Here is a 26,757-nt window from a genome sequence, read left to right as displayed (position 1 = left end):
GTCCGTGTCGGTGCCGGTCTCTACCATTGCGCCGTTCCGCCGTCCACGCTGATCAGCGTGCCCGTGATGCCCGCGCCGGCGTCGCTCGCGAGGAGCGAGGCGACCGCGGCCACCTGCTCCACGGTGGTGATCTGCTTGGTGGCGGCGTGCTCGGCGAAGCGGCCCAGCCATTCCTCGTACGAGATGCCCTCGGCCTCGGCCGCGGCCGGACCGGCGGCCCGCATCAGGTCGGTGTCGACGGCGCCGGGGCAGATGGCGTTGCAGGTGATGCCCTGGGTGCCGTACTCGAAGGCGGTCGCCTTGGTCAGGCCGTGGATGGCGTGCTTGTTGGTGATGTAGTGGCTGATCGCGGGCTTGTTGGCCTGCTTGCCCTCGACGGAGGAGATGTTGATGACGCGTCCCCAGCCGCCCGCCAGCATCGTCGGCAGTGCGCGGCGGGTGCCGTAGAAGTAGGCGTTGAGGTTCAGGTTGAGGGCGTTGTGCCAGGCCTCGTCGCTGAGCTCGTGGACGGGGGCGAAGCCCGAGGTGCCGCCGACGTTGTTGACCCAGATGTCGAGCCTGCCGAAGCGCTCGGCGGCGAAGTCGGCGAGGGCCTCGATGTCCTGCTGGCTGTTGGCGTCGCAGGGGTGGAAGACCGCCTTGTCCCCGGCGTCCAGTTCCTCCAGGGCCTGCTTGCCCTTGAGCTCGCTGCGGCCGCTGATGACGACCGTCGCGCCGTGGGCCAGGAAGGCCTCGGCGATGGCGCGGCCGATACTGCGTGTGCTGCCCGTGATCACCGCGACACGTCCGTCGAGGCTGCCCGTAGCCACCATGTTGTTCTCCTGCGAGGGTTGTCGGTGCGTCACCTGGCGGCTCTGCTGTCCAGGTGTCCGTGAACGGTGCGGTGGAAATGCTGGAGTCCGGGCTCGTTGCGTCCGAAGACGAAGTCGGTCCCGTTCAGGGCCGCAAGTCCCTGCTGTACTCCGTAGGTGGTCGCGTAGTCCTCGTCGCGGACCACCTCGTGGAACCACTCGCCGAACCGGTCGGCGGCCGCGCGCTCCTCCTCGGTCACCGCGGGGTCGCGCAGCAGGATGATCTGCTGGGTCACCGACTCGGTGGCCGTCCGGGGGAGCACGAGGGACACGGCGATCTTGTGACGCCAGCCGCCCGCGATCGCCAGACCGGGGTAGAGCCAGTAGATGGCTCCGACGCAGTCTCCGGGATCGCGCCGGTCCGCGGGCAGCTCGGCCGCCTGCGCGATGGGACGCAGGGCCGGTGCGATGCGCTGGTGGGCGCCCCAGGTGTCGTGCGCCATCATGTTCGAGAGGTTGGTCTCGAACACCGTCTTCGGGTGCAGCGAGGCGAAGTGGTACGTCTCCAGATAGCCGTCGAGCGTGACCTTCCAGTTGGGACTGGTCAGCTCCTTGGTCGAGTAGTGGTGGCAGTCCGCGAGGCGCAGCCCCTCGAGGAGCGGCTGCAGATCCCCGAGCCAGGCGTCGAGGTCCTGCTCGGCCGCCGGGTCCAGTGAGACGAAGACGATGCCGGCGCGCTCCCCGGCCGGGAGCCGTACGAGACCGCGCCCGGTGCGGGGCACGTCGCCGAAGGTCTTCTCGGCGTAGACGCCCCGCAGCTCACCGGCCAGGTCGTAGGACCAGGAGTGGTAGGGGCAGGTCAGCCGCTTGGAGACCCCGCAACCCGGCTCGATCAGCTTGGCCCCGCGGTGCCGGCAGGCGTTGATCATCGCGTGGACGGTGCCCTGCCGGTCCCGGGTGATCAGCACCGGCACACCGAGCACGTCGAGTGCCTTGTAGGTGTTCGGTCCGGGGAGTTCGGCGGACATGGCGAGCGGCAGCGGGACGGTCCGGTGGACGGCGTCCATCTCCCGTTGCCAGCGGTCGGCGTCGAGGTAGTGGGCGACCGGTTCCGTCCACTGGTCGTCCGCCTCGTGCGTCGTGTTGTTGCGGTAGTGCTCCAGCACGCGCTCGACGAGCTCGGCGGCTTCCTGCCGCATCGCGACGGCGGCGGCATCGGAGGACCGGTCCTGGCTGATCCACGAGGAGTACTCGGGGGCCGGGGGCGGCCTGCGATCGGCACCTGTCTCCAGGATCTCCGGTGAACTGGTCTGGACCACGATGTCCTCACAATCCTCTCGGCCGCGAACCGGCGAGGGGCTTCAGGTGCGGCGGCCGGGCTGTGAGCGACACGACAACAGGGGTAAGTGTTGTCTGTCAATAGAAAGTACGGAACTTGCCGCTCGGTATACCGCAGGTCACATCACCTTCACCCGGGGCAAAGGGCTCCAAAGCCGGTTCGATCTTTCTAGGGAACGGCTCCAGTCGCTCTCGCATGACCGGGCCGTTCGCTCCCGCTTCCCGGGCTCCATCGGCATCCCGGCCGGACCGGGTGGTGAACTGCTGGTCGTCCGGTCCCGGTGTCGCGCCCTCGGTCGCGCCGCTGATCGCCCGCCGGGTCGGTTTCCGGGCCGAACCGGAAGGTCATGCGCTCGAGCCGGTCGACGAGCGTGGAGGTGATCCGGAGCCTGGTCGGACCGAGGCATAGTAATTAGAGAACCTCTCCAGTAACGTGCCCGCTGCTGGTTACTGTAGACCGGCACAACAAAGTCCGATTGCTGGAAACACCTCGCTCGGGGCGAAGGGGCGGACGATGGCTCAAAGGGCATCGAAGAAGTCGGCCGATCCGGCCGCGAACCACACATCCGCGCAGGTCGTCAGGGATCTGCACGAGCGCATGGTACGCATCCGGCTGTTCGAGACCGAGGCGGGAAAGCTCATGGAGGCCGGCAAGCTGCCGGGCTTCCTGCATCTCTACGTCGGTCAGGAAGCCGTGGCCGCGGGCGTGATGGCGGCCCTGCGCGACGACGACCAGATCACCTCCACCCACCGCGGACACGGACACGCCGTGGCCAAGGGGGTCAGCTTCAAGCACATGTACGCCGAGCTCTACGGCCGGGTCACCGGCGCCTGCCTCGGCCGCGGCGGAAGCATGCACATCAACGACGTCTCGCTCGGCATGCTCGGCGCCAACGGCATCGTCGGCGCCGGCATCCCGATCGCCGTCGGAGCCGCCTTCGCCGCCCAGTACCGAGGCGAGGACAACATCGCCGTCACCTTCTTCGGCGACGGCGCCACCAACATCGGCGCCTTCCATGAAGCTGCCAACATGGCCGCCATCCTGCACCTGCCGGTGCTGTTCATCTGCGAGAACAACGGCTACGCCGAGTTCACCCCGCAGTCGAAGCACATGCTGATCACCGACGTCGCCGACCGGGCCGCGTCCTACGGCATGCCCAGCGTGATCGTCGACGGCATGGACGCGCTCGCCGTCCACGAGGCCGGCGTCGAGGCCGTCGCACGCGCCCGGGCCGGCGAGGGCCCCATGTTCATCGAGGCCAAGACCTACCGCTACTACGACCACCAGGGCGTCAAGGGACTGCGCCACCCGTACCGCTCCGACGAGGAAGTGGCGGAGTGGAAGGCCCGCGACGCCATCGACCTCCTGGAGGCCCGTGCCCTCGCCGACGGCACCGCCACCCGCGCCGAGCTGGACGACACCTGGCAGCGCACCCGCGACGAGATCGCCGAGGCCATCGCCTACGCCGAGGCCGGCCCGCTGCCCGACACCGCCGACCTGCTGCTCAACGTCTACTCGGGATGACCGCCATGACCACGATCACCGAAGCACCGGCCCTCGCCCCGGGCGGCACGGCCCGCAAGCTCAGCTACGTGAAGGCCTTCAACGAAGGACTCGCCCAGGCCATGCGCGAGGACGAGAACGTCTTCGTCGCCGGCGAGGACGTGGCCGGATACGGCGGCGTCTTCCGCATGTTCGACAACCTGCTCGACGAGTTCGGCCCCCGCCGCATGATCGACACCCCGATCTCCGAGGCCGCGCTCGTCGGCCTGGGCGTGGGCGCGGCCGCCCGGGGTCTGCGCCCTGTCGTCGACCTGATGTTCATGGACTTCATCGGCGTATGCCTGGACCAGATCGTCAACCAGGCCGCCAAGATGAAGTACATGTTCGGCGGCTCCGTCTCGGTGCCGCTCACCATCACCACCGCCTCCGGCGCGGGCCTCGGCGCCGCCGCCCAGCACAGCCAGAGTCTGGAGGCCTGGCTCGCGCATGTCCCCGGCCTCAAGGTCGTCATGCCGTGCGACGCGTACACCGCCAAGGGCCTGACCGTGTCGGCGATCCGGGACGACAACCCGGTCGTCGTGATGCTCAACAAGGTGCTCCTCGGCAGCACGAGCGAGGTGCCCGAGCAGATCTACGGCATTCCGCTGGGGCAGGCGCACACGGCACGGCACGGCTCCGACGTCACCGTCATCGCCCTGGGCCGCATGGTGGGCGAGGCCCTCGCGGCGGCCGACGAACTCGCCGCCGAAGGAGTGGAGGTCGAGGTGATCGACCCGCGCACCGTGCAGCCCCTGGACACCGAGACCATGTTCGCCTCCGTCCGGCGCACCAACCGCGTCCTCGTGGTCCACGAGGCGGTGACCTTCGGCGGACTCGGCGCGGAGATCGCCGCCCAGATCCAGGACGCGGCTTTCGACCACCTCGACGCACCGGTCCTGCGCATCGGCGCCCCCTTCTCCCCGGTGCCGTTCTCGCCGGTACTGGAGAAGGCCTATGTACCCGACCGCGTGCGCATCGCGCAGGGCTGCCGCAAGCTCCTCGAAAGGGCGTGACCGACATGGCCGTCGAGGTTCTGCTGCCGAAGATCGGCCTGACCATGCAGGAGGGCACGATCGACGAATGGCTCGTGCCGACCGGCGCCGCCGTCATGGAGGGCGACGCGCTGCTCCGGCTGGCCACGGACAAGGTCGACGTGGACGTCGAGGCGGAAGCCGGGGGGCTGTTCCACCCCGTCGTCGCCGCCGGGGCGACGGTCCCGGCCGGGGCGCTCATCGGCTGGCTGCTGGCCGAGGGCGAGCAGCCGCCGGGTGCGGGGGATGGGCCGACGCCGGCCGGGACCGGCCCGTCCGGTGCGGACACGCAGCCCGTGGTGGCTTCGGCCGCAGCCGCCGTGATGCCCGTGGCGCCGTCATCCAACGGCGCGGCCGGGTCCGGCGGCAGACTCCTCGCCTCGCCGAACGCCCGGCGGGTGGCGGCCGAGGCGGGCGTCGGCCTCACCGGCGTACGCGGCACCGGGCCCGGCGGCCGGATCGTCTCCGAGGACGTGGTGGAGTATCTGCTCGCCGCGGCGGACTCCCCGGTGGAACCGCGCTCGGTCGACCATCAGGTGATGCCCGTGTCCCCGCTGGTCCGTCGGCTGGCGAAGGAACGGGGCATCGACCTCGCCGACGTGCGCGGCTCCGGTGCGGGCGGCCGGATCCGCCGGGCCGACCTCGATGCCGTCACCCCGGCGCCCGCACCGGTGGGCCGGAGCGTCCCGGCCGGCGCGCCGCGGCCCGGGGACGTCATCCCGCTGACCGGGATGCGCGGCACCATCGCCCGCCGGATGCACGCCAGCCTCCAGGAGATGGCCCAGCTGACACACGGCTACGAAGTGCGGATGGACGCCGTCGTGGCCCTGCGGGACCAGCTCAAGCAGGAGTGGGCCGACAGCGACCTGCCGGTGCCCAGTCTCAACGACTTCCTGATGAAGGCCGCCGCACTGGCCCTGCGGGACCATCCGCTGCTCAACGCGGGAGTGCTCGAGGACGGTGTCCACCTGTTCGAGGACATCCACCTCGGGTTCGCGGTCGCGGTGCCCAACGGCCTGCTCGTCCCGGTCATCCAGGACGCGGCGGATCTGTCACTGCCCGAAATGGCGCGCTGCTCACGGGAGTTGGCCGAGAACGCCCGCGCCGGGCGCATCTCTCCGGCGCAGTTGGAGGGCGCGACGTTCACCGTCACCTCACTGGGTGGGTACGGCGTGGACTTCTTCACGCCCGTGGTCAATCCCGGCAACGTGGCCATCCTTGGCGTGGGCAGGCTCAGGGACGGCGTCGAGTGGGTCGACGACCAGCCGCGGCGGACGCGCGTGCTCACCCTGAGCCTCACCTTCGACCACCGTGCCGTGGACGGGGCTCCGGCGGCCGAGTACCTGCGCACGCTCGGTGAACTGCTGCGCAAACCGTTGAGGTTGCTGGTCTGACGTCGCCTCCGGGGCCCGCAGCCCTTTCTTCCGGCGGAGCGCTCAGCCCTCCGCCACCGGATCGGCGATCCGCTCCGCGAGGCGGCCCACCTCGCGGAGAAAGGAACGATGGCCCAGGGAGCGGTACGCCTCATCCCCCCGCGCCTGTGAGATCGCCGCGGTCTCCAGCAGCGCCAGCACACCCAGGCCGATCACCGCCGCCTCCGCGTCCGTGACCGGCCCACTGGCCTTGCGGACCAGCCGCACCAGGTCCTCCAGCAACTGCGTGCGGACCTCGTGCCGCAGGGCCTCCGCCTCCTGGCTCATGCCGGCCGAGGACACGAAGAAGACGGTGGCGGCGGAGCGGTGTTCGCCCAGCCAGGCCACCAGCGCCGTGACGGCGGGACCGATGTCCTTGCCCGGCGTGGGGGTCTCCGCGAGCGTCTCCACCTGCTCACGCAGCGCCGCGGCGAACACCCGCATCCCCTCCACGAGCACCTGGTCCTTGGAGGAGAAGTGGTAGTACACCGCGGCCGACGTCATCTCCGCCCGCGCGGCGATGTCGGCCACCGTCACCTCGTCCGGAGGCTGGGTGGCGAACAGCTCCGTGGCCGCCTCGATCACCCACTGCCTGCGCGAGGGGCGGTGAGCGGCGCGGGTTCCGGATGTAGTCATGGTGTCAAGTATGCCGGGATCTTTCCGTGCCCGTACCGCACGGACACCAGGAATTACGGACCCGACCAGGCGGAGTTACTGGATAGCATGGTGAGTACCGTCGGGCATACAGGGAGCAGCATGGCCACGAAGCAGAACGGCAAGCAACCGGCCCACCGTCCCTCGCGGCGGCAGCACATCATCGCGGCCGCGGTCAGGGTGTTCGGGCGCAACGGGTTCGCCGAGACCAGCGTGCAGGACATCGCGGACGAGGCCCAGGTGGTGCCCACGGCCGTCTACTACCACTTCGCCGGCAAGGAGGAGCTGCTCGAACTGTCCATGCGGCGGGTCTTCGACCAGCTGAACGCGGTCGTGGAGGCGGCCCGGCCGGAGTCCGAGCCGGGTGACGCCGAGGGCCTGGTGCGGGTCATCGACGCCGTGTGGGACTGGGTGGAGAAGAACCCGGACGAGGCCCGGCTCTACCAGGTCCAGGTCGCCTCCGCCAACGGCAACCTCAAGGCGCTCCGCGACGAGTTCGAGCAGCGGCACATCCAGCGGGCGTACGACTATCTGCCGGACGGCACCACCCGCAACCCGCGGGCGGCCAAGTCGCGACATGCGTCGCAGGCGCTCGCCGTGCGCACGCTGATCAGCACGACCATCCTCGTCACCGCGCTGCGGGCGGAGGGCGGGCCGCTGTCCGAGCTGCCGTCCCGGTCCGTGCAGGAGGCCGTCAGGGCGTTGGCGCTGCGCATCGTCGCCGCCGACCAGGGGAGCGCTGCCGCACCGGCCTGACCGCCCGCGGTCCCGATTCGGCGGAGCCGGTCACCAGGGCGGCGGCCGGCCGACCTGGTTCACCAGGGCAGTGGCTCGCGGCCGGCGAACAGCCCGCCCGTCGTCTCGTCGCCGTCGGGGAGGGTCGCCAGCCAGACGGGGGTGTCCGCGCCCTCCTCCGGCCCGCGCGGGGCGGACGGACCGCCCATGCCGCTGCGGGTCCACCCGGGGTCGGCGGCGTTGACCAGGACCCCCGTGCCCGACAGCTCGCCGGCGAGCATCCGTGTCAAGGCGTTGAGCGCGGTCTTGGAGACGCGGTAGGCCGGGTGCCGGCCGGAGTCCATCAGCGCCAGGGAGCCGTACGAGCTGGTGAGGTTGACCACCCGTCCGTAGCCGGCCCGCACCATGCCCGGGACGACGGCCTCGGCCACCCGCCAGGCGCCCACGAGATTGACGTCCAGGGTGGCACGCAGGACCTCCTCGTCGACGTACGGGGGCCGCAGCTCGCCGTCCAGGGACACTCCCGCGTTGTTCACCAGCACGTCCACCCCGCCGCCGGTCAGCTCCCCGGCCTCCCGCACCGCTTCGGTGACGCTCTTCGCGGAACGCACGTCCAGCGCCAGCGGCAGCGCCCCTGGGCCGATGGTGCGGCACGCCTCCTCGGCTGCCTCCACCTGCCGTGCCGCGACCAGTACCCGCAGCCCCCGCTGGGCGAGTTGCCGGCAGATCTCCACGCCGATCCCGCGAGCGCCGCCGGTGACCAGGGCGGTTCTGTTCTCGCTCATGGCGATTCCCTTCGACTGCGGTCAGACCGTCAGTACCGCGCAGGCGCTGATCCCGGGCGCCCCGTACACATGGGTGAAACCCACCCGGGGGCCGCCGGGCACCTGCACCCCCGGCGCGCGGCCCTGCAACTGCCGTACCACCTCGTGGAACTGGCGCAGCCCGGACGCACCCACCGGCTCGCCACCGGCCAGGCAGCCGCCGTCGGTGTTGACCGGGATCCGGCCGGTGGGGTCGGTGGAACCCGAGGCCAGCAGCTCCGGCTGCTCGCCGTGCCCGCACAGCCCGGTCTCCGCCAGGTGGATCAGCTCGGAACCGCTGTCGGTGTCCTGCAACTGCGCGACCTGGACGTCCGAGGGCCTCAGACCGGCGCCGCGGAAGACGGCCTCGGCCGCGTCCATGCTGGGGCTGCGGTGCGGTCCCGGCGGCAGCCAGGGAGCGAACACCTCGAACGAGCCGAACCGTCTGGTCCTGAAGGCCAACGAGGCCAGCTTCACCGGCCGTTCGCACAGATCGAAGGCGCGGTCGCCGCGGGCGAGGACCAGCGCCGCCGCGCCCTGGCCCGGCGAGCAGAACATGTACTGGGTGAGCGGCGGGCTGACCTCGGCGGAGTCGAGGATCTCCTCCTCCGTCAGCTCCTTGCGCCGCCAGGCCAGCGGGTGCCGGGAGCCGTTGCGGAAGGCGCGTGCCGCCACCGTCGCCAACGCCCGCTCGGGGACGGCGTACTCGTGCAGATACCGCTGCGTCTTCAGTGCGAAGAACTGGGTCGTCAACATCATCCCGGTCTCCGCGTACCAGTCGCCGAGTCCGTAACGGGCCGCGGAGACATGGAACGCGCCCCGTTCGTGCTTGTCGAAGCCGACGGCGAGTCCGAGCGACGCCTCGCCCGCCCGCAGTGCGTTGGCGACGGCGAGCACCGTCGAGGCGCCGGTCGCGCAGCCGTTCTGCACATTGACGAACGGCACACCGGTCAGCCCCAGACGGCCCACCAGGGTGTCGGGCTTGCCGGACACGTCGGAGCCGCCGGCCGCGTACCCGATGTCCGCCCAGGCGACACCGGCGTCGGCCAGGGCCTCCCGGATCGCCCGTTCGGCCATGTCCATACCGCTGACGGTCTCGTCCCGGCCGAAGGGATGCATGCCGCATCCGACCACGTAGACCTCGTCGGAGCGGCTCATCGCTCGTCCTCGGCAGCCGCGCCGAAGGCGAAGGTCAGGATCTGGGTCCCGTCCTCGTCGCGGTAGGCCTCCACCGTTGTCAGCCGGACCGGCAGCCCGATCCGGATCAGCCGGCGGGGTATGTCGAGGCGTGCCTCGACCAGGATCTCCCCGAGGTCGACATAGCCGAGGGCGTACGGCTGGTGGCCCCCGGCCGGCGGACGGTACGGCTCCTTGGGCCGGAACGCCTGCACCGTCCACGACCAGATCTCGCCACGGTCGGGCAGTACGTGCGCGGCCATCGCCCCGTCCGAGCACCGGGGGCAGGAGTCCTGCCGGGGGAAGACGACGGTGCGGCACCCGGTGCAGCGCGCGCCCACGAGGCGTGGCGGATCCGCGCCGTCGAAGAGGCTTTCGTCGATCAGTCTGGTGGTCATGCCGCCCGCCTTCTTCCTGCCGTCACCGGTCGGCCCTTTCCGACGTGGCCGGTCGCTTCCGTCCCGCGGTCACCAGCTCAGGAGCCCGGCGAGTCGTTCCCGGTGGTGGGCCGCGCCGCCCAGCAGCACGGCGTCGGACTGCGCGCGCCGGAAGTACAGATGCGCGTCGTGCTCCCAGGTGAAGCCCATCCCGCCGTGCAACTGGACGCACTCGGCGGCGACGTACGTGAACGCCTCGCCGCACCAGGACTGCGCCACCGCCGCGGCCTCCGCGAGCGCTTCGGGCGAGTCGGCCGCCCGTACCGCCCGGACCACCGCGGACCGTGCGGACTCGACCTGGAGCAGCATGTCCGCGCAGGTGTGCTTGATCGCCTGGAAGCTGCCGATCGCCCGGCCGAACTGCGCACGGTCCCGCACATGCGCCACCGTCATGTCCAGGGCCGCCTGCGCCCCGCCGAGCTGTTCGGCGGCCAGCGCCACGAAGGCCACGTCGAGGGCGCGGGTGACGACGTCCGTCCCTTCGCCCCCGGCGGTCAGCGCACGTGCCGGGGCAGCGGTGAAGGTGACCACGGCCTGGCCCCGGCTCAGGTCCAGCGTGGGCACCCGGCGGACCGTCACGCCCGGCCCGCGCGGGTCGGCGAGGAAGAGGTCCACGCCGTCGGGGCCGGCGGCCGCGACCACCAGGGCCTCCGCGTCGGCGCCGTCGAGCACGAAGGGTGCGATGCCGTCCAGCGTCGGGGTGCTGCCCTGCCAGGTGACGCCGACCGGCACGGCGTCCGGCCGCCACACGCCGTCGGGCGCGACCACGGCCAGGGCGTGCACCGTGCCGTCGGCCACCGCCGCCAGCGGCGCTTCGGCCGTGCCGCAGCCGGCCAGCACCTGCCCGGCGAGCACGGTGGAGGACAGCAGCGGCACGGCGGCCGACGTTCTGCCCAGTTCCTCGCAGACCACGGCGATCTCCGCGAGGCCGCCGATGCCTCCCACCGCGTCCGGCAGTCCGAGGGCCGCGAGGCCCACCTGCCGGCCGAGCGTGTCCCAGAGTTCGGCGTCGATGCCGGGGGCGTGCTCGTCGAGCCGGCGCACCGCGGCGATGCCGCCCGCGTCCGCGCACACGGACCGCACGGTCGCGCGCAGATCCTCGAGTTCGGCCTCCGAGGCCTCGGTCGTTCCGGCGACGGGGCCGGTCACGGTGGTCGTCATGCCGGTGCCCCGTTCTCGTTGCTTCCGCTTGCGCTACGACTCTTGCCTTCGCGCAGCGCGCTGTGTGCCGCCGCCATCCGGGCGACCGGCACGCGGTGCGCGGAGCAGGAGACGTAGTCCAGCCCGAGGTCGTCGCAGAACGCGATCGACTCGGGGTCCCCGCCGTGCTCACCGCACACGCCGAGCTTGATGTCCGGCCGTACGCTCCTGGCCTTTTCCACGGCCAGGGCGATCAGCGCGCCGACGCCGTGCGGATCGAGCCGGGCGAACGGGCTGGCGGTGAGGAATCCGCGCTCCTGGTAGGAGGCGAGCACCTGGCGCTCCACATCGTCCCGGGAGAACCCGTAGGTGAGCTGGGTGAGGTCGTTGGTGCCGAAGGAGAAGAACTCGGCGTGCTCGGCGAGTTCGCCGGCCAGCAGGGCCGCGCGCGGTGTCTCGATCATCGTGCCGAGCCGGTACGGCACCCGGACCCCGGTGCGTGCGGCCACCGTCTCGGCGGCGTCGCGCACGAAGGCCGCGGCGGCCTGAAGTTCCTCCGGCAGGCTGACCAGTGGGATCATCACCTCCAGCTGGGGGCGGACGCCGGTGGCGGCGACCTCCACCCAGGCGGAGAACAGGGCTTCCGCCTGCGCCGGGTACAGCCGCTCGTGGAGCAGCGCCAGGCGTACCCCGCGCAGCCCGAGCATGGGGTTGGCCTCGCGCAGGGACGCGGCCCGCTGCTCGGCCGCCGCGTCCCCGGCCTCGCCCGGAGCGGGCAGGAACTCGTGCAGGGGGGCATCCAGCAGACGCACGGTCACCGGGCGGTCCCCGACGGCGGCCAGCAGCGCCTTGAAGTCCTCGTGCTGTGCGTGCTCCAGGGCGAGCAGCGCATCGTCGCGAGCCGCCGCGTCGGCGGCCAGGATGACACTGCGGATCAGGGGCAGCCGGTCGCCGAGGAACTGGTGCTCGGTACGGCACAGGCCCACCCCCTCCGCGCCCAGCGCGACGGCCGTGGTCACCTCCGCCGCGGTGTCGGCGTTGACCCGTACCCCTAGCCGCCGCACGTCGTCCGCCCACTCGAGCAGGGTGGACAGCGCCGGCGGCGGTCCGGCGACGCTGACACTGAGCGTTCCGGCGTACACCGCGCCGGTACGGCCGTCGAGCGACACCGCGTCGCCCTCGCGCAGCACTCGCTCCCCGATCCGTGCCGTGCCGGCCGCCTTGTCCACCCGCAGCCCCTCGACGCCGCAGACCGCCGGCTTGCCGGCGCCCCGCGCCACCACGGCCGCGTGCGAGGCGATGCCGCCGCTGCCGGTCAGCACCGCGGTGGCGGCCAGCATCCCGGGGACGTCGGCCGGTGTGGTCTCGTGCATCACCAGGACGGCGTGCGCGCCTTCGGCAGCCAGTTCGAGGGCGCGTTCGCCGGACAGGGCGACCGTGCCCGTCGCGGCGCCCGGGGACGCGGGCAGACCCCGTGCCAGAAGTTCCTCGTCGCCGGTCAACTTCAGCTGAGGGTGCAGGAGTTCCTGCACCTGGGCGGGGCCGATCCGGCGTACCGCCGCGTCCTTGTCGAGGGCGCCGTCACGGACCAGGTCGACCGCCAGGCACACCGAGGCGCGCAGCGGCGGGCGGCTCTGCGCCGAGGCGGCGAGCAGCGAGAGCTCGCCGTCGCGCACCTCGAAGTCGACGGACACGGGCGCGTGCAGGTGGCGTTCGAGAGTGAGCAGGGCATGCTCGAGGAGCACCGTGCCGCCCGCGAGCTTCTCCAGCGGTTCGCCGGTGTGCGGGGGCGGTGCGCTGCGGCGTACGCCCCGGAAGAACGAGCCCTGCGGAGAGAAGCGGCCGGTCTCGGGGTGGCGGCTGACCGCCGTGCCGTAGCCGGAGCGGTCGGCGGGACCGATGCGCAGCGCCTGGACATGCAGCGCGATGTCCAGGTCGGCGGGAAGCTTCTGGGCCTTGCGCGCCCTTCGGGCCCGCGGCGAGTCCCAGCGGGCGAGGACCGCGCGGGCGGCCAGCGCGAGCTGCTCGGCCGGGTCGTCGGGGAAGGGTCGCGCGGCATGTCGAGCGACCAGGGAGAACAGTGCCTCGACGCGGGCGCGGGGCGCGGGGCTGTCGAGGAGGGCGTCGTCCAGCAGCACGGCCGGTACGTCGAGGCCGTACTCGGCGATCATCCGCACCGTGGCCGCCCAGACCTCGTCCAGCGCGTCCGCGCGGCCGATGACGGAGCACAGGTCCCCGGCGCTGTCGGGGGTGACTCCGAGACAGGCGAGATCGGGCGGGAGCCCCGCGATGTCCGTCGGACCGCTCGCCGACAGCCGCAGCAGCAGCGGCCTCGCGGAGTCGCCGATGCGGCGCCCGGCCAACTGCTCGACGAGTTCGACGGCCGCACGGGCGGTCCCGGGATCGGCCAGCGAGGCCGCGGCGCCCGCGGGCACGGTCAGTCCCGGCACCACCGTCAGCCCGAGGGCCACCAGCCGGTCCATCGCGACGCCGTGCGTGCCCAGCGCGTCCGCGTCCAGTCCGCGGGTCCGTCCCTGGCCGTAGGGCACCAGGGCGAGGCCGGGGGCCTGCTGCGGCGCGTCGACGCCGGGGCGGTGGTCGGTGATGTTCACCCCTGGCTCCCTCGGACGAGCTGCTCCTCGCGGGCCTCGTCGTCGGCGCGGCTGATGCCCAGGACCAGCAGCAGTTCCTGGTGCAGCCGCATCCACACGGTGTGGTACGAGTCGCACAGGGGCGAGGCCAGCCACCGCGGGTCGCCGTCGTCGAACCGGTCGAGAGCCTCCTCCAGACCGGTCAGATAACGGCCGCTGTCCGCGAGCAGCCGCTCCAGCCTGCGCAGCACCGGCTGGATGGCCTCGTGCACGTCCTCCAGCAGCTCGCGCACCTCGGCGTCGTAGACGCTGTCGCCGTGGTCGTTGACGCTGCCGTCGGGGCGGCACTGCCAGGCCGTGCAGACCTCGCGGATCTTCCTGTTGACCGGAAGGAACGCCTCGTAGACCGCGGTGATCTGCGCTTCCTGCCTGGAGCCGGCCGGGATCCGCAGCATCTGCGCTGCGGCCTGCTTGGCGGACTCGGTGGGCAGCACCATCGGGCCCTTCACCATGGCGAGCCCGGCGTCGACCAGCGGGCGGTGCACGGACTCCTGCGTACCGCGCCACATGCCGCGCAGGACGAGGTCGATGACGGCGTCGGCGAGGGACGGGTCGATGGTGTCTGTCCGCTCCGCGGCAGCAGAATGCATCTCCACACCTTTGTTCCTGTGGGGGCGCGGACTCAGGCCGCGCGGCGACGGATGCCGGGTCGCAGGGAACTGCGATCTGTGTTGCCCGGAGGTTACGCTCCAGCGACCCTGTTAGTGAAGAGGAACTCAAGAAACACTTTGCGGCTCCGGGTCTGCCGACCGCTCGGCCGACGCCTTGGCGCGGGACCGGGCGGCGAGGAAGGACTCCATCGCCGCCTGCGCCTCCGTGCCGCCCGCCAGGACGGCTATGGAGCGCGCCTCCTCGGCGAGTTGCTCCTCCAGCGGCGTTTCGGCCCCCGCCCGCAACAGCGCCTTCGCGGCCCGTAGCGCGACCCCTGCTCCCGCGGCCAGGGCGGCGGCCGTCCGGTAGGCCGTGTCGTCCAGTTCGGCGTCCTCCACGACCCGGGACACCAGGCCCCAGCCCTCGGCGTCGTCGCCGGTCAGCACCCGGTTGGTGAGGACCAGGTCCGCGGCCCGTCGTGGGCCCAGCAGGCGGTGCAGCACCCAGGACGCGCCGCAGTCCGGGGTGAGCCCGATCGCCGTGTAGGCCAGCCGGAAGCGTGCCGACCGGGCCGCCACCACGATGTCGCCCGTCAGTGCGAGCCCTACCCCGCCACCCGCCGCGGCGCCGCGCACGGCGGTCACCACCGGCACGGGCAACTCGTGCAGGGTCTGCACGGCCGCGTGGGCGGCGGTCGCGACCGCGTGCACGTAGGAGCCGGTTTCCGTGCCCCGGCCGGCGAAGGCGCGCAGGTCGCCGCCGACGCAGAAGTTCCCGCCCGCCGCCCGCAGCAGGACCGCGCCGCCGGGGTCGTGGGCGATGTCGGCGGCCGCGTCCCGCAGCGCCTCGGCGGTCGGAAGGTCCAGGGCGTTTCCGCGGCCGGGATCGTCCAGCAGCAGTTCGACGATCCCGGCGCAGTGGCGGACGACCCGGACCGGTTGGGTGCTCATCGGAGGTCTTCTCCCATCGTTGGCACAGCTCGTCGGGGATCGGGCTCACATACTGGGCCCGCCCTCAAGTTTCGGTGACCGTAGGTCGTCTTCTGGTCACAAATGAAGGCTCTTCAGAAGAGGATTACTGTCACCCCTCGGGAAAGATACTTGACCCGTTGTACAGTTTCTACGACGCGACGGGCACCGGCGCCCGTACGCCCGTCGGCCGGAGGAACCATGCCGATCCAGTTCGATGTCGATCCGTCCGTCGCCCGGCTCGCCGAGGCCACCGCCGAGTTCGTCCGCGACGTGGTGATCCCGGCCGAGCGCGAGTGCGGCGGGTCCGTCCACGACGCTCCGCACGCGCTGCGGGAGGCCCTGCAGAAGGGCGCCCGTGAGGCGGGCGTCTTCGCGCCGCACCTTCCCGAACGGTGGGGCGGACACGGCCTGGACCTGCGGGGGCAGGCCGTGGTGTTCGAGGCCGCCGGGTACTCGGTGCTCGGCCCGCTGGCGCTGAACTGCGCGGCTCCGGACGAGGGCAACATGCATCTGCTGGAGAAGGTGGCCACCGAGGAGCAGCAGGAGCGCTATCTGCGCCCGTTGGCCGCTGGTGAGTACCGTTCGTGCTTCGCGATGACCGAACCGGCACCGGGCGCCGGAGCCGACCCCCGCGCGCTGCGGACCACGGCGGTACGGGTTCCCGGCGGCTGGCGCATCGACGGGCGCAAGTGGTTCATCACCGGGGCCGCCGGTGCCGACTTCACCATCGTGATGGCGCGCACCGAGGGCGGTCCCGGCAGCCCGGGCGGCGCGACCATGTTCCTCGTCGACGCCGGCACCCCAGGCATGCGCGTCGTCAGGAACATCGACACCCTGGACGAGAGTTTCTTCGCCGGTCACGGCGAGATCGTGTTCGAGGACTGCGTGGTGGCCGAGGATCAGGTGCTCGGCCAGGTGGACCGGGGCTTCGAGAACGCCCAGGTCCGCCTCGGCCCCGCCCGGCTGACGCACTGCATGCGCTGGCTCGGGTCCGCACGCCGCGCCCAGGACGTCGCACTCGAACACGCGGGGAGCCGCGAGGCCTTCGGCTCACTGCTGGGGGACCTCGGCATGGTGCAGCAGATGCTCGCGGACTCCGAGATCGACATCGAGGCGAGCCGCGCGCTGATCTGGCGTACCGCATGGGAGTTGGACACCGGCTCCAGGGCCGCCGCGCAGTTCTCCTCGGTGTCCAAGGTCTTCGTGGCGGAGGCGGTGGGCCGGGTGGTCGACCGGTCCGTGCAGATCTGCGGGGCGCTCGGCATCTCGGCGTCGGACGCCCCGCTGGCGCGGCTGATCCGGGAGGTGCGGCCGTTCCGGATCTACGACGGCCCGTCCGAGACCCACCGGTTCGCCATCGCCCGCCGCGTGGTGAAGCCGTACCGGCAGCCTCGGCCGGCGGGATCAGCCGGCTCCTGAGGGGCTGTCACCCCTGGGTGTAGTTTCTGCTCATTGACTACAGCCCCGTGGGTGGGCGCCCCGAGTGCGCCGCGACGGGCCTCGCCGACCGCAGTCAGGACGAAACCGGCGCAGCCCATCACTATCGTCAGGACCGTCCGGGCGCGCAGGCGGTCCAGGTGATGTGTCACGGACTGGTGGTGTCAGGTGTTCCCCCGCCCACCCTCGCGCACGTCATCCGCTCGCGGCGTCCTCGGCCTCCCACCGCAGCAGGTCGCCCGGCTGGCATTTCAGTACCTCGCAGAGCGCGGCGAGCGTCGCGAAGCGCACCGCCTTGGCGCGGCCGTTCTTGAGTACCGCCAGGTTGGCGGGCGTGATCCCCACACGGTCCGCGAGCTCGCCCACGGACATCTTCCGCCTGGCCAGCATCACGTCGATGTCGACGGTGATCGGCATCAGATCACCTCGTCCAACTCGGCCTGCATCTGCGCCGCTTCGACGTCGCGAGCGACGGCCTGGGCGAGCAGCATCCGCAGGACGAGCACGATGAGCGCGACCCCCAGGATGGCTACGCCGATGCCGCCCATGATGACGGTGACGCCCGGGTCGTCCCGCTGGCCCGGCGCATTGACGATGGTGACCGCGAACCACACGAGGGCGGCCGCCACGATCGCGCCGATCACGCCGTCCACGTACCGGAAGGCGTCGTGGGAGAACACGGTGCCGCGTCGCACCATCGTCACCAGCCGCCCCACGCAGAACGCGGCGACCTGGACCGACACCATGCCCAGGATCGTGATCACGCGCAGTGCGGTCAGCGGGAGCGACCCGTCCTCCGGGTCGTTCCCGCTGACCAAGGTCCACGCCATCAACGCCTGTACCGACACGGTCCCGGCGAGCACCACCACGAGCACGACACGCAGCGCACCCACGGTCAGCTTTCCCATGCCCTGTCCTTCCATCGAATCACGATGGAAACCTATCGACATTCGATAGGCCAGGCAAGGTCTGGATGCGGAAGTGCTGTGCATCAGGAGGTTGGCGAGCTGTACGGCGAGGTGGTTCCTGCCCAAAGTCCCGTCGGCAGTTGCTTCTTGCTCGGCGAGGTGGGGTGAGGTTGCCGGTTCGGGGCACTCGGGCGGTAACACATCGGCTCACGCCAGGAGGTACGTCATGATCGCGCTCGGCATCATTCTGCTTGTCGTCGGTTTCCTCACCGGCATATCGATCTTGTGGACCCTCGGCATCATCCTGGCCGTGGTGGGCGCCGTGTTCTGGCTGATGGGGTCCATGGGGCACGCCGTCGCCGGCCGACGCCACTATTGGTGACCGCGACTGTCAACGAACGGCGCCTTGCGGGTGGTGACGTGGCGATCATCGAACCAGAAGGCCTGCGCCACCGACACCAACAAGCGGTGGTCGCCGATCGCGGTCGGCGACCACCGCCTCGCACACCGCGCAGGGGGGACCAAGAAGCCCGGACGGGAGGGGCGTACGGAACCTCCGGCAGCGCGCATGCGTTTGACGACCACGACTTCTCGGCAACCAACCTGCCACCTCCCGTGACTACGGCGCGGTAGGTCCACGCCAACACCGGCCCCGCTCGGCGTCCGAGCGGGGCCGGCGTCATCGTGTCGCCGGGCTCGGCCGTGTAGGCGATCATGCGCCGGCCCGAGGTGCCCGGGATGACGAGATTCTCGAAGCTGAGTTCCATCGCACCGACCAGCGGGTGACGCAGGTGCTTCACCCCGGAGGTGCAGGCGCGCACCGGGTGCTGGGCCCACAGAGAGGCGAACTCATCGCTGCGCATGGTGAGTTGGCCGATGAACTCGGCCGGCGAGCGGTCGTCGGGATGGCGGGCCGGCGACCAGACGCAGGGCGGCCACGGCGAGTCCGGCCTGGTCGGCCCAGTTCGCGTACAACTCCCGGTACCGCTCGTCCAGGAAGAGAATCCGGGTCAGGTTGGGGCGGTCGCCGGGCCCGTCGGGGGCCTCGGGCGCCAGGTGTCCGGCGAGCAGGGCGTGACCCAGGTGGTTCCAGGCAAGGACGTTGTTGCGCCGGTCCATGACGGCGGCCGGTACATCGGTCATGGCCTTCAGTAGCTGCCGGGCCGAGGCGCCGGCGTACGCCACCCTGGGCGGTGCGGGGCGGGACGACGCGGAGGCGGGACGGCCGGGGGCCTTCTGCTTGACGCGGTTCATCCAGGCCGCGTCGATCGTGTACGGGGCCGTGGCGGACTGGTGTCCCGACCAGGTGACGGGAATGCGGACGCTGCGGAAGCCCTGGGCCTTGATGGTGTCCAACAGGGTTTTGGTGACCGCGGGGTTGCCCCAGGACGTCTCGTCGGGGATGGCGTCCAGGCTGTTGCCCAGGTTCCAGCTGGGCTGCATCGCGGCCACGGCGCTCATGGGGGTGAGTGCCTTGGAGCCGAGTGCCGCGGACGCGTCCTTGTGGGCCGGTGCCGCGAAGGCGGCGGTGCTGGTCAGCCCGACCGTGGCGATCAGCGCCACCACGAGGCCGAGCAGCCGGCCGGGGCCGCTTCTGCGGCGGCCGGTGGGGGAGTGCGTTCCCTTCATCTTCGATCCTTCTCTGTTGGCGAGCGGACGTTCCGCCCGTGGGGGGAAGGGCGATCAAGTCAGTACGCGCCGGCCGCGATGACCCGTGCGGTGAAGCCGCCGGCCACCTCGGTCGACAGGCAGCGGCCGTCGAGAGCGCCGAGAGAGGTGATGAAGGTGCCGTCAGGCTCCTCGATGCCGAGGGTGAGGAGGTCGGGACCGGCGGGCACGGACCGTGATCCCGGGACCGTGCGCAGCGTTCCGACGGGGCCGAGGATGCGCACCTCGCGCGATCACGGGGGGTCCGATGCCACGTGGGCGAGGCGGAGGAGCACCGCGGAGGGGGCCGCCGGCAGCGTGAGGGCGAGGTCGGCGGTGTCCGGGTGCCAGGAGGCGACGGCCTGGCTCGCTGCGGGATAGAGCACGTCGACCCTGGCCGCGCAGCCGTGCAGATGAGACAGCGGGAGGGTCGTGGTGGTCTCCGCACCCGGCCGGCGCCAGACCGTGAGATACGTGGTGTCCGGGGTGTGGAGCGCCAGGGCGAGCCACGGGTCGTCCCAGGCCGGCAGGCCCAGCGGCCACGCGGGGACGGCCTGGGCCAGGTCGGTCCGGATGGCCTTGTACACGGTGACGGCCTCGTGGACCAGGGCGCGGGCCGTCGGCTCGAGTTCGGGAATGCGGCCGGAGAGGTGGATGCGGCCGAGGAGGGCGTTGGCCATGGTGAAGGCCACCTCGTCGAGGGAGTCCTCCGGCTGGGGGTAGGCCCATACGGCGCCCTGTTCGGGGGTGGCGGCGGTGGGTGCGGAGGCCGCGATGGGGGCGTAGAGGTGGAGGTTCTGCTGGTCGCTGGTGGACTGCAGTTGCAGCCGGGACAGCAGGGCGTGGTCCCAGCGCATGCCGCCGGAGGCGCAGTTCTCCACCACGAGGTGGGGGTAGCGGTCGAGGATGCCGTCGAGCCAGTCGAGGTGCGCCCGGTTGTGGCCGAGCAGTCCGGCGCCGGGGGTCTCGCCGGGGTGGGCGCTGGTGCCGGAGCCGGGGTCGATGTTGTGGTCGAGTTTGAGGTAGCCGACGCCCCACTCGCCGACCAGGCGGTCCACGACCTGGTCCAGGTGGGTACGGGCGGCGGGGTGGCGCAGGTCCAGGTGGTGCCGGCCGGTCTCGGTCACGCGGACGCCGTCCCGGCGGAAGAACGCCTCGTCCGGAAGGGACGTGACCATGGGACTGCTTACGCCGATGACCTCCGGCTCCAGCCACAGGCCGGGCACCATGCCGCGCTCCCGGATGCGGTCCAGCACCTCGTGGATCCCGCGCTCGCCGGGGAACCGGGACGCGGACGGCTCCCAGGCTCCTACGCTGTCCCACCAGCCGCCGTCCTCGCCGTCGTACCAGCCTGCGTCGATGACGAAGTACTCCGCGCCCGCGTCGGCCGCCGCGTCGATGTGCGGCAGCAGCTTCTCGGTGGTGGGGTCGCCCATCAGGCAGTTCATGTAGTCGTTGAAGATGACGGGGAGCCGCAGGTGGTCGGCGTGCGGGCGGCGGGCGGCCCGGCGATAGCGGGTGAGCGCGGCGAAAGCCTCGTCCGGGCCCCCGGCGTCGCTGAACGCGAGGGCGACGGGCACGGTGCGGAACTCCGCGCCCGGCTCCAGTGGATGCCGCCAACCGTGGTGGGTGTCGGTCGGGCCGAACAGGGCGAGGTAGGCCAGCGTGTCGCGCTCGCCGCACTCCCCGTGCCAGCCGCCTCCGTTGTGCTCGATCTGCCACAGCCACGTGCGGCCCGGGCTACGGTCGGTCAGGCCGCCCATGGGCAGCCGGCCGCAGCTCGACCACACACCCCGACCGGTCTGGCTGAACTCGCCCTTGCCGTTGTCGAAGACCACGCGGCCGGCGAGGGCGGGCGACGTCACCCGCATCGGCCGGCGCTGCCAACGGCATTCGGCGACCCAGTCGTTCTCGGCCCACAGCAGGTCGGCGCCGTCGATGGCCTCCGGACCGTCGGCGAGGGGACCGACGACGAGGGAGGAGACGGACTCCAGGTGCAGGGTGGCCGCCCCCTCGTTGCGCACGACCACCTCACTGCGCAGTACGGGCACTCCGTCCGGCGAGCGGTAGGTCACCTCGGCGACCAGCCCGGTCTCCGGGTCGTGGAGTTCGACGGTGAGCACATGCCAGTCGCCGTCGCGGGTCGCACGGTGCGCGCGATGACGCAGCCGCCCGCCGATGTACGAGTCGATGAGGCGCCCGCCCGACCAGGCGCGGCCGTGGCCCGCCGCCGTCACCTCCACCAGGGGCAGCGCAGGCCACGACCGCCGCTCGGGAGGCAGTCCGCCGGGCAGGCCGAGACGGGTGAGACGGGCGACGCCGTCCTCACCGACGACGATCTCGGCCTCCAGGTCCCGGTGGCCCCATCGGACGAACTGAGGTGCGCTGGTCATTGTTGCCTTTCCGAAGAGAGGGAGGAGGGAGGCCGTGCTCAGGCGATACGGAGTACGGCGCTGCCGCCGGCGGCCAGTTCGGCGACCGTGCCGCCCGTGAGCAGGTCGTGGGCGGGCTCGGGCAGGAGTGCGGACTCGGTGCCGTGGTTGATCAGGAAGCGCCAGCGGCGGCCGTCCGCGGCATGCCGGGTGACGGCCTCGACGTGCGGGGACAGTCCCGGCGTCTCGGGGCCCACTCCGGTCTCGCCGAGCAGCCGGGCGACCAGTGCGCCGTAGCCTGCGTCGTCGAGGCGGGTCGAGAGATACCACCCGTGCCCGGTGCCGAAGGCGTTCCGGGTCACCGCCGGGCTGCCCGCGAGCATCCCGTGGGTGTAGGTGGCGAGAGTCACGGCGCTCTCGGCGTGCAGGGCCTCGCTCCAGGCGGTGCCCTGCGTGCCGTCCGACAACGTGATCCGCTCGTCGCGCCGCAGTGGCCGGTACTCCTCGACGCGGATGCCCAGCGCCTCGCGCAGGGGAGCGGCGGGATAGCCGCCGAGGCGGGCGTGGAGGCGCTCGTCCACGTAGCCGCTCGCGTGCTGGACGAGGAGTGTTCCGCCGCCGGCGACGTAGCGGCGCAGGTTCTCGGCGGATCCGTCGGAGAGCAGGAACAGGGCCGGGGCGATGACGAGCGGGTAGCCGCTCAACTCGTGTGCGGGGTGGGCGAAGTCGGCCGTGACTCCTGAGTCCCACAGCGCCCGGTGGGCCCGGGCGAGTGCCGCGTGGTAGCCGAGCTCTGTGGAGGGCAGGCCGTCCACGCCGAGTGCCCACCAGGCGTCCGGGTCGTGCAGGACGGCGACCGGCGCGGAGACCGTCGACCCCGCCAGCTCGCCGAGGCGGGCGACCGCCTCTCCGGTCTGTGTGACCTCGCGGAAGATCCGGCTGTGGGGCCCTGCGTGCGGCACCATCGCCGAGTGCCAGGTCTCGGCGCCGGCCCGGGACTGCCGCCACTGGAAGAAGAGGGCGCCCTCCGAACCGCGCGCGATGTGACCGAGGGTGTGGCGCAGGATGTCCCCAGGCTCCTTGGCGAGGACCCGGTCGCCGTCGTACACGGTGCTGGTGCCCTGCTCCATCAGCAGCCAGGGGCGGCCACCGCCCAGCGAGCGGGCGCGGTCGGCGTGGAAGGCGACGTCGGCGGCGGCGTCCACGCCGGGTGAACTGGGGTACTGGTCGCAGGTGACCACGTCGAGTTCACGGGCGAGGGCCCACAGGTCGATGTTCTGGTACGCGGGCAGCATCAGGTTGGTCGTCACCGGCCGGTCGCTGTACGCGCGGACCGCGTCCCGCTGCTCGCAGTAGGCGGCGGTGACCTCGTCGGCCCAGAAGCGGCGGAAGTCCAGCTCCTGGCCGGGGTTCTTGTGCCAGTTCGTGGCACGCGGCGGCAGTACCTGTTCCCAGGAGGTGTAGTGCTGGCTCCAGAAGGCCGTTCCCCAGGCCTCGTTGAGGGCGTCCAGCGAGCCGTGGCGGGCGCGGAGCCACACCCGGAAGGCGGCGGCCGTGTGGTCGCAGTAGCACAGCGTGGCGTACTCGTTGTGCACGTGCCACAGCGCGAGGGCCGGGTGGTCGCCGTAGCGGTCGGCGAGCACCGTGGCGATCCGACGGGCAGCGTTCCGGTACGCGGGCGCGGTGAGGCAGTACGTGTCCCGACTGCCGTGGACGAGACGGGTGCCGTCGGGCTGGACCATCAGTGCGTCCGGGTGGGCCAGGGTGAACCAGGGCGGTGGGGAGGCGGTGGGGGTGGCCAGGTCGACGGCGACCCCGTTCGCGTGGAGCCGGTCGAGGTGGGCGTCCAGCCAGGCGAAGTCGTAGCGGCCCTCCTCCGGTTCCAGCAGGGCCCAGGAGAAGACGCCGACGGTGGCCAGGTTGACCCTGGCTCGGCGCATCAGCTCGTCGTCCTCCTTCCAGACCGCTTCGTCCCACTGCTCGGGGTTGTAGTCACCGCCGTAGGCGAGTCCGCCCAGGCGGTCGGTGAGGCTGCGCGAGGTCATGGCTGGTCCTTCGGAACAGGGGACTTGGGGGAGTCAGTGCTCTGACGTACCGTCACCAGGAATGTGGGCAGCGCCTGTTCGTCATCCGGCTGCTCGCTCCGCGGCGCGGTGGTGAGGGCGGGAGTGTGCTGCTCGGCCAGTTGCGCCGGGCACAGGACGACGACCGAGGCGTACTCGGGCACCGACCGTCGACTGCTGCGCGGCAGGCTGAACAGTGGTCCGATCGCTCCCTCGTTCTGCACCGCGGAGCCGGTGGTGCCGGGACGGTCGGTGAGATCGTCGGCGGAGGTCACGTCGTAGGGCGCGATGCCCCGGGGCTCCAGGATGTCGTGCCGGTGGATGGCGGTGCCGACCATGGCGAACCAGGTGGCTGGGTCCGGCATGCCGTACGGCTTGTCGCCCCAGGCGCCGACCCGCCGGACGCCGGTGGGGGAGGCAGCGGGGTGGCGATACTTCTTGATCTCGCCGCCGGACAGGTAGGTCGTCGGGTCCGCGAGCTGGGAGCCGGGCAGTTGTCCGACGCTGACGTGTGCGTTCCGCCAGGTCGGCGGGTGGAGTGCGTGGACGGGCAGCGCCTTCCGCAGGGAGCGGGCCATCGCAGCGGCTTCGGCCACGGCGGCCGTTGTGCCGACGAAGCCTCTCCGGTTCCACTCGTTGGTCATGACGCGGCGCTTCCCATCGGCGGATCGAAGCGCGTCGAAGCGCTTCACCTGGCGGGGAACGTTAATGACATGTTTCTCGCTAAACAAGAGGAGCAACGCGAAGAAACTTTCATATTGCCTGGACATTGACACCCTCAAGGGAACGATGGCTGCGTCGAAGCGCTTCAATTGTTCGGAACCACGCTGCTCAGGGCATTCCTCATGCACAAGGCCGACCCGGAGGTCTACCTGACCAACCTGGCCGGCAACGAGGCAGCCGCCTGGCACGGCCTGCTCTGGCAGGCGGGCGCCACTTCGGTGAAGTCCGGCTCGACGCCGATGACTCCCTCCTGAGCCAGCCCGCCCCAGTACACGGCGAGCTTCTTGGAGATCGTGTCGTCGACGTCGATGGAGACGTTGCCCGTGCCGGAGGTCGCGTAGGGCTGCATCAAGCAGACCAAGAACCCGATCGCGCCGCGGTGTTCGCGCAGTTCCTCAACAGCGACCCGGCCATCGGCTTCGCCTGGGACAACCGGCCCGGCTACGACGGCCAGTGGCGCCAGGCCGCATGGGCGCACGTGGCGCGCGGCGCCGGGATGATCGAGTACTGGCAGTGGCAGACCCTGCGCTTCGGCGCCGAGACGTACTGGGGCGGAGTCCTCCCGCACAGCGGACAGCCCGGCCGTACCTATACGGAAGTCGCCCGGCTGGGCGAGGAGTTCGCGAAGGCCGGACCGCTCGTCGCCGGACTCGAACCGGACGCCGACATCACGATGGTCCACTCCACGCCGAGCAAGTGGCTGTCTTCCAGATCCGGGCAGGACCGGAGGATCCTGGACGGGTTCCGGCTCGATCGCCGGAACCCGTCCACGGCAGTGGCAAAATTCGCGTGCATGCGTGTTCAAGGCCGGGGTAGACGGATGATCATCGGTCAGCGCGCAGGCTGACACGAGACCGACGCAGTGGGAGGGGCACATCATGGCGACGACGACCGTGCGGACCGCCGGACAGACGGTGACCATGCCGGAGATCACCGACCCGTCCCAGGTGGCTCCGAAGGACGCGCGGGAGTTGTCGAAGCTGTTCTTCGAGCAGCTCGCGGTGCTGGAGGAAGGCACGCCCGAGTACCAGTACGCGCGCAACACACTGATCGAGATGAACATCTCCCTGGTCCGTTACGCGGCCGGCCGGTTCCGCAGCCGTGGCCAGGACGAGATGGAGGACATCGTCCAGGTCGGCATGATCGGCCTGATCAAGGCGATCGACCGGTTCGAGCTGTCCCGCGAGGTGGAGTTCACCTCCTTCGCCGTCCCCTACATCGTCGGGGAGATCAAGCGGTTCTTCCGCGACACCTCCTGGGCCGTGCACGTGCCTCGCCGGTTGCAGGAGGCCCGTGTGCAACTGGCCCGCGCGAGCGAGGAGTTGAGCAGCCGACTGGGCCGGACGCCGACCACCAGGGAACTGTCCGAGCTGATGAGCCTGCCCGAGGAGGAGATCGTCGAGGCCCGACTGGCCTCGAACGGCTACAAGTCGGCTTCTCTGGATGCGGCGATCGGCGGCAGCGAGGAGGGCGAGAGTGTCCTCGCGGACTTCATCGGCAACCAGGACCCGGCGCTCGGCCTCGTCGAGGACTTCCACGCCCTCGCACCGATGATCGCCGAACTCGACGAACGCGACCGGAAGATCATCCACTGGCGCTTCGTCGAGGAACTCACCCAGGCGCAGATCGCAGAACACCTCGGCGTCTCCCAGATGCACGTCTCCCGCCTGATCACCCGTCTCCTGACCCGCCTGCGCGAGGGCATGCTCAGCAGCCACTGAACACCAGGGCCTCCGGCAAGGCGGACGGGTCGGCATCCGGCCCGGCCCTGGGCCGGACGGTGCCGTCCTCCTGCACCCGGACACGCGTGCCGCCACGTCCACCGGCACGGATCATCAGCTTCGGGGCCGGTGAACGGGTTCAGGCGGGCGCCTTGCGTTCAAGGTGTGAGGGGTTCGAGCACCTGATTGTGGGTGTGCTGGTAGATCACAGAGGTGCGGAACCCGACGACTTCGCGGCGCGCGGTGAACTTGTCCATGAGGAAGCCGTGGAGGTGTGCCGCTGCTGCGGTGCGCCGCCGTCGCAGGCCCGGCCAACAACCAACTGGACGAACCGGGCACCGCCAGGCTCCTGGCCGCACGCGGCATCCTCTGGGCGCCCGACGTGGTCGTCAGTGCGGGAGGAGTCATCCACGCCACCGGGGTCGAACTGCGCAGGGAATCCGAGGAACAGCTGACCGAGCGTCTGGCCGGCATGGCCGCGACGCTCCGGCAGGTCTTCCGCACGGCCCGGACCCACGGGACCACACCCGCAGTCGCGGCCACGGAGCTTGCCGGGCAACGCGTTCTCATGGGCCGCCGGGCCGACGAAGCCTGAGCTGCCGACACCCCCCCC

At 71.4% G+C, this 26,757-nt stretch carries 25 protein-coding genes and 3 pseudogenes; 9 read left to right on the top strand and 19 right to left on the bottom strand.

Features of this window, described 5'->3' with window-relative positions; genetic code table 11:
- Positions 1 to 20: 20 nt before the first annotated feature.
- Complete coding sequence (locus tag OG841_RS03640) at positions 21 to 812, bottom strand: SDR family NAD(P)-dependent oxidoreductase (protein WP_328642814.1); 792 nt, start codon at positions 810 to 812, stop codon at positions 21 to 23.
- Between the two features lie 29 nt (positions 813 to 841).
- Complete coding sequence (locus tag OG841_RS03635; RefSeq protein WP_371563379.1) at positions 842 to 2,110, bottom strand: aromatic ring-hydroxylating oxygenase subunit alpha; 1,269 nt, start codon at positions 2,108 to 2,110, stop codon at positions 842 to 844.
- A 533-nt stretch (positions 2,111 to 2,643) separates the two neighbouring features.
- Here OG841_RS03635 and OG841_RS03630 point away from each other — a divergent pair.
- The 3 genes from OG841_RS03630 to OG841_RS03620 are packed head-to-tail and all read left to right on the top strand — an operon-like array spanning position 2,644 to position 6,097.
- Positions 2,644 to 3,654, top strand: a complete 1,011-nt coding sequence (locus tag OG841_RS03630) for a thiamine pyrophosphate-dependent dehydrogenase E1 component subunit alpha (RefSeq protein WP_328642816.1) — start codon at positions 2,644 to 2,646, stop codon at positions 3,652 to 3,654.
- A 5-nt stretch (positions 3,655 to 3,659) separates the two neighbouring features.
- On the top strand, positions 3,660 to 4,685 hold the full coding sequence (locus tag OG841_RS03625; RefSeq protein ID WP_371563376.1) for an alpha-ketoacid dehydrogenase subunit beta: 1,026 nt from the start codon (positions 3,660 to 3,662) through the stop codon (positions 4,683 to 4,685).
- 5 nt (positions 4,686 to 4,690) lie between these two features.
- A complete protein-coding gene (locus OG841_RS03620) occupies positions 4,691 to 6,097 on the top strand; it encodes a dihydrolipoamide acetyltransferase family protein (protein WP_371563372.1) in 1,407 nt (468 codons plus the stop codon).
- Between the two features lie 42 nt (positions 6,098 to 6,139).
- On the opposite strand, the gene OG841_RS03615 is transcribed toward OG841_RS03620, so the two are convergent.
- Entirely contained in the window at positions 6,140 to 6,751 is a 612-nt protein-coding gene (locus tag OG841_RS03615) for a TetR/AcrR family transcriptional regulator (RefSeq protein ID WP_371563369.1), read from the bottom strand.
- 120 nt (positions 6,752 to 6,871) lie between these two features.
- Between OG841_RS03615 and OG841_RS03610 the strand changes: the two genes are divergently transcribed.
- Positions 6,872 to 7,525 (top strand): TetR/AcrR family transcriptional regulator, encoded by a 654-nt coding sequence (locus OG841_RS03610; protein WP_328642820.1) that lies wholly within the window; start codon positions 6,872 to 6,874, stop codon positions 7,523 to 7,525.
- Positions 7,526 to 7,584: 59 nt separating this feature from the next.
- Here OG841_RS03610 and OG841_RS03605 read toward each other — a convergent pair whose 3' ends face one another.
- The 7 genes from OG841_RS03605 to OG841_RS03575 form a co-directional block, all read right to left on the bottom strand.
- Positions 7,585 to 8,289, bottom strand: a complete 705-nt coding sequence (locus tag OG841_RS03605) for an SDR family NAD(P)-dependent oxidoreductase (protein ID WP_328642821.1) — start codon at positions 8,287 to 8,289, stop codon at positions 7,585 to 7,587.
- A 21-nt stretch (positions 8,290 to 8,310) separates the two neighbouring features.
- Entirely contained in the window at positions 8,311 to 9,465 is a 1,155-nt protein-coding gene (locus OG841_RS03600; protein ID WP_371563364.1) for a thiolase family protein, read from the bottom strand.
- A complete protein-coding gene (locus OG841_RS03595) occupies positions 9,462 to 9,881 on the bottom strand; it encodes a Zn-ribbon domain-containing OB-fold protein (RefSeq protein WP_328642823.1) in 420 nt (139 codons plus the stop codon). Before OG841_RS03595 ends, OG841_RS03600 begins: the two co-directional genes overlap by 4 nt.
- A gap of 69 nt (positions 9,882 to 9,950) precedes the next feature.
- On the bottom strand, positions 9,951 to 11,081 hold the full coding sequence (locus OG841_RS03590) for an acyl-CoA dehydrogenase family protein (RefSeq protein ID WP_371563360.1): 1,131 nt from the start codon (positions 11,079 to 11,081) through the stop codon (positions 9,951 to 9,953).
- A complete protein-coding gene (locus tag OG841_RS03585; RefSeq protein ID WP_328642825.1) occupies positions 11,078 to 13,672 on the bottom strand; it encodes a putative PEP-binding protein in 2,595 nt (864 codons plus the stop codon). Before OG841_RS03585 ends, OG841_RS03590 begins: the two co-directional genes overlap by 4 nt.
- The gene (locus OG841_RS03580) at positions 13,669 to 14,301 is read right to left on the bottom strand and encodes a hypothetical protein (RefSeq protein ID WP_371563356.1); all 633 of its coding nucleotides are present in this window, start codon (positions 14,299 to 14,301) and stop codon (positions 13,669 to 13,671) included. The genes OG841_RS03585 and OG841_RS03580 overlap by 4 nt, the downstream gene beginning before the upstream one ends.
- Before the next feature lie 126 nt (positions 14,302 to 14,427).
- Positions 14,428 to 15,252 (bottom strand): enoyl-CoA hydratase/isomerase family protein, encoded by an 825-nt coding sequence (locus OG841_RS03575; RefSeq protein WP_371563353.1) that lies wholly within the window; start codon positions 15,250 to 15,252, stop codon positions 14,428 to 14,430.
- Between the two features lie 219 nt (positions 15,253 to 15,471).
- Here OG841_RS03575 and OG841_RS03570 point away from each other — a divergent pair, with 219 nt between their 5' ends.
- On the top strand, positions 15,472 to 16,692 hold the full coding sequence (locus OG841_RS03570) for an acyl-CoA dehydrogenase family protein (protein WP_371563350.1): 1,221 nt from the start codon (positions 15,472 to 15,474) through the stop codon (positions 16,690 to 16,692).
- A gap of 213 nt (positions 16,693 to 16,905) precedes the next feature.
- Here OG841_RS03570 and OG841_RS03565 read toward each other — a convergent pair whose 3' ends face one another.
- Together OG841_RS03565 and OG841_RS03560 are read right to left on the bottom strand one after the other, a co-directional pair.
- Positions 16,906 to 17,127 carry a helix-turn-helix domain-containing protein gene (locus tag OG841_RS03565; protein ID WP_095878373.1) on the bottom strand — a complete coding sequence of 74 codons (222 nt, stop codon included), beginning with the start codon at positions 17,125 to 17,127 and terminating at the stop codon, positions 16,906 to 16,908.
- The gene (locus tag OG841_RS03560; protein WP_328642829.1) at positions 17,127 to 17,618 is read right to left on the bottom strand and encodes a DUF2975 domain-containing protein; all 492 of its coding nucleotides are present in this window, start codon (positions 17,616 to 17,618) and stop codon (positions 17,127 to 17,129) included. The genes OG841_RS03565 and OG841_RS03560 overlap by 1 nt, the downstream gene beginning before the upstream one ends.
- 226 nt (positions 17,619 to 17,844) lie before the next feature.
- Between OG841_RS03560 and OG841_RS03555 the strand changes: the two genes are divergently transcribed.
- Entirely contained in the window at positions 17,845 to 18,000 is a 156-nt protein-coding gene (locus tag OG841_RS03555; protein WP_088245310.1) for a DUF6131 family protein, read from the top strand.
- A 352-nt stretch (positions 18,001 to 18,352) separates the two neighbouring features.
- Here OG841_RS03555 and OG841_RS03550 read toward each other — a convergent pair.
- From OG841_RS03550 to OG841_RS03520, 7 genes and pseudogenes are all read right to left on the bottom strand, one after another.
- Positions 18,353 to 18,481, bottom strand: a pseudogene (locus OG841_RS03550) (MmyB family transcriptional regulator); the annotation flags it as partial.
- The gene (locus tag OG841_RS03545; RefSeq protein WP_371563343.1) at positions 18,468 to 19,247 is read right to left on the bottom strand and encodes an MmyB family transcriptional regulator; all 780 of its coding nucleotides are present in this window, start codon (positions 19,245 to 19,247) and stop codon (positions 18,468 to 18,470) included. The gene OG841_RS03545 and the pseudogene OG841_RS03550, both read right to left, overlap by 14 nt.
- Positions 19,248 to 19,306: 59 nt before the next feature.
- A pseudogene (locus OG841_RS03540) lies at positions 19,307 to 19,513 on the bottom strand (glycoside hydrolase family 43 protein); the annotation flags it as partial.
- Positions 19,514 to 19,519: 6 nt separating this feature from the next.
- Positions 19,520 to 21,658: an alpha-galactosidase gene (locus OG841_RS03535; protein ID WP_371563340.1), complete on the bottom strand. Its 2,139-nt coding sequence runs from the start codon at positions 21,656 to 21,658 to the stop codon at positions 19,520 to 19,522.
- Between the two features lie 38 nt (positions 21,659 to 21,696).
- Positions 21,697 to 23,682 (bottom strand): beta-galactosidase, encoded by a 1,986-nt coding sequence (locus OG841_RS03530; RefSeq protein ID WP_328642831.1) that lies wholly within the window; start codon positions 23,680 to 23,682, stop codon positions 21,697 to 21,699.
- A complete protein-coding gene (locus tag OG841_RS03525) occupies positions 23,679 to 24,344 on the bottom strand; it encodes a hypothetical protein (RefSeq protein ID WP_371563336.1) in 666 nt (221 codons plus the stop codon). Before OG841_RS03525 ends, OG841_RS03530 begins: the two co-directional genes overlap by 4 nt.
- A 224-nt stretch (positions 24,345 to 24,568) precedes the next feature.
- Positions 24,569 to 24,772 carry a hypothetical protein gene (locus tag OG841_RS03520; protein WP_328643786.1) on the bottom strand — a complete coding sequence of 68 codons (204 nt, stop codon included), beginning with the start codon at positions 24,770 to 24,772 and terminating at the stop codon, positions 24,569 to 24,571.
- A 60-nt stretch (positions 24,773 to 24,832) separates the two neighbouring features.
- Here OG841_RS03520 and OG841_RS03515 point away from each other — a divergent pair.
- The 3 genes and pseudogenes from OG841_RS03515 to OG841_RS03505 all read left to right on the top strand — a co-directional run.
- Positions 24,833 to 25,135: pseudogene (locus OG841_RS03515) on the top strand (beta-galactosidase); the annotation flags it as partial.
- Positions 25,136 to 25,301: 166 nt separating this feature from the next.
- Positions 25,302 to 26,144 (top strand): RNA polymerase sigma factor SigF, encoded by an 843-nt coding sequence (locus tag OG841_RS03510; RefSeq protein ID WP_328642833.1) that lies wholly within the window; start codon positions 25,302 to 25,304, stop codon positions 26,142 to 26,144.
- Between the two features lie 274 nt (positions 26,145 to 26,418).
- The gene (locus OG841_RS03505) at positions 26,419 to 26,739 is read left to right on the top strand and encodes a hypothetical protein (RefSeq protein WP_328642834.1); all 321 of its coding nucleotides are present in this window, start codon (positions 26,419 to 26,421) and stop codon (positions 26,737 to 26,739) included.
- Positions 26,740 to 26,757 lie beyond the last annotated feature (18 nt).

This window comes from Streptomyces canus, from assembly GCF_041435015.1.
In the GTDB taxonomy this organism is placed as follows: domain Bacteria; phylum Actinomycetota; class Actinomycetes; order Streptomycetales; family Streptomycetaceae; genus Streptomyces; species Streptomyces canus_G.
This window is presented reverse-complemented; position numbering and strand designations above follow the sequence as displayed.

Bases quoted from the DNA above. Each gene is read 5' to 3' on its own strand.
- OG841_RS03605 (WP_328642821.1), bottom strand. From the start codon at position 8,289: ATGAGCGAGAACAGAACCGCCCTGGTCACCGGCGGCGCTCGCGGGATC.
- OG841_RS03525 (WP_371563336.1), bottom strand. From the start codon at position 24,344: ATGACCAACGAGTGGAACCGGAGAGGCTTCGTCGGCACAACGGCCGCC.
- OG841_RS03545 (WP_371563343.1), bottom strand. From the start codon at position 19,247: ATGAAGGGAACGCACTCCCCCACCGGCCGCCGCAGAAGCGGCCCCGGC.
- OG841_RS03630 (WP_328642816.1), top strand. From the start codon at position 2,644: ATGGCTCAAAGGGCATCGAAGAAGTCGGCCGATCCGGCCGCGAACCAC.
- OG841_RS03590 (WP_371563360.1), bottom strand. From the start codon at position 11,081: ATGACGACCACCGTGACCGGCCCCGTCGCCGGAACGACCGAGGCCTCG.
- OG841_RS03535 (WP_371563340.1), bottom strand. From the start codon at position 21,658: ATGACCAGCGCACCTCAGTTCGTCCGATGGGGCCACCGGGACCTGGAG.
- OG841_RS03565 (WP_095878373.1), bottom strand. From the start codon at position 17,127: ATGCCGATCACCGTCGACATCGACGTGATGCTGGCCAGGCGGAAGATG.
- OG841_RS03640 (WP_328642814.1), bottom strand. From the start codon at position 812: ATGGTGGCTACGGGCAGCCTCGACGGACGTGTCGCGGTGATCACGGGC.
- OG841_RS03530 (WP_328642831.1), bottom strand. From the start codon at position 23,682: ATGACCTCGCGCAGCCTCACCGACCGCCTGGGCGGACTCGCCTACGGC.
- OG841_RS03610 (WP_328642820.1), top strand. From the start codon at position 6,872: ATGGCCACGAAGCAGAACGGCAAGCAACCGGCCCACCGTCCCTCGCGG.
- OG841_RS03555 (WP_088245310.1), top strand. From the start codon at position 17,845: ATGATCGCGCTCGGCATCATTCTGCTTGTCGTCGGTTTCCTCACCGGC.
- OG841_RS03625 (WP_371563376.1), top strand. From the start codon at position 3,660: ATGACCACGATCACCGAAGCACCGGCCCTCGCCCCGGGCGGCACGGCC.
- OG841_RS03600 (WP_371563364.1), bottom strand. From the start codon at position 9,465: ATGAGCCGCTCCGACGAGGTCTACGTGGTCGGATGCGGCATGCATCCC.
- OG841_RS03560 (WP_328642829.1), bottom strand. From the start codon at position 17,618: ATGGGAAAGCTGACCGTGGGTGCGCTGCGTGTCGTGCTCGTGGTGGTG.
- OG841_RS03615 (WP_371563369.1), bottom strand. From the start codon at position 6,751: ATGACTACATCCGGAACCCGCGCCGCTCACCGCCCCTCGCGCAGGCAG.
- OG841_RS03570 (WP_371563350.1), top strand. From the start codon at position 15,472: ATGCCGATCCAGTTCGATGTCGATCCGTCCGTCGCCCGGCTCGCCGAG.
- OG841_RS03520 (WP_328643786.1), bottom strand. From the start codon at position 24,772: ATGCAGCCCTACGCGACCTCCGGCACGGGCAACGTCTCCATCGACGTC.
- OG841_RS03595 (WP_328642823.1), bottom strand. From the start codon at position 9,881: ATGACCACCAGACTGATCGACGAAAGCCTCTTCGACGGCGCGGATCCG.
- OG841_RS03580 (WP_371563356.1), bottom strand. From the start codon at position 14,301: ATGCATTCTGCTGCCGCGGAGCGGACAGACACCATCGACCCGTCCCTC.
- OG841_RS03510 (WP_328642833.1), top strand. From the start codon at position 25,302: ATGGCGACGACGACCGTGCGGACCGCCGGACAGACGGTGACCATGCCG.
- OG841_RS03620 (WP_371563372.1), top strand. From the start codon at position 4,691: ATGGCCGTCGAGGTTCTGCTGCCGAAGATCGGCCTGACCATGCAGGAG.
- OG841_RS03575 (WP_371563353.1), bottom strand. From the start codon at position 15,252: ATGAGCACCCAACCGGTCCGGGTCGTCCGCCACTGCGCCGGGATCGTC.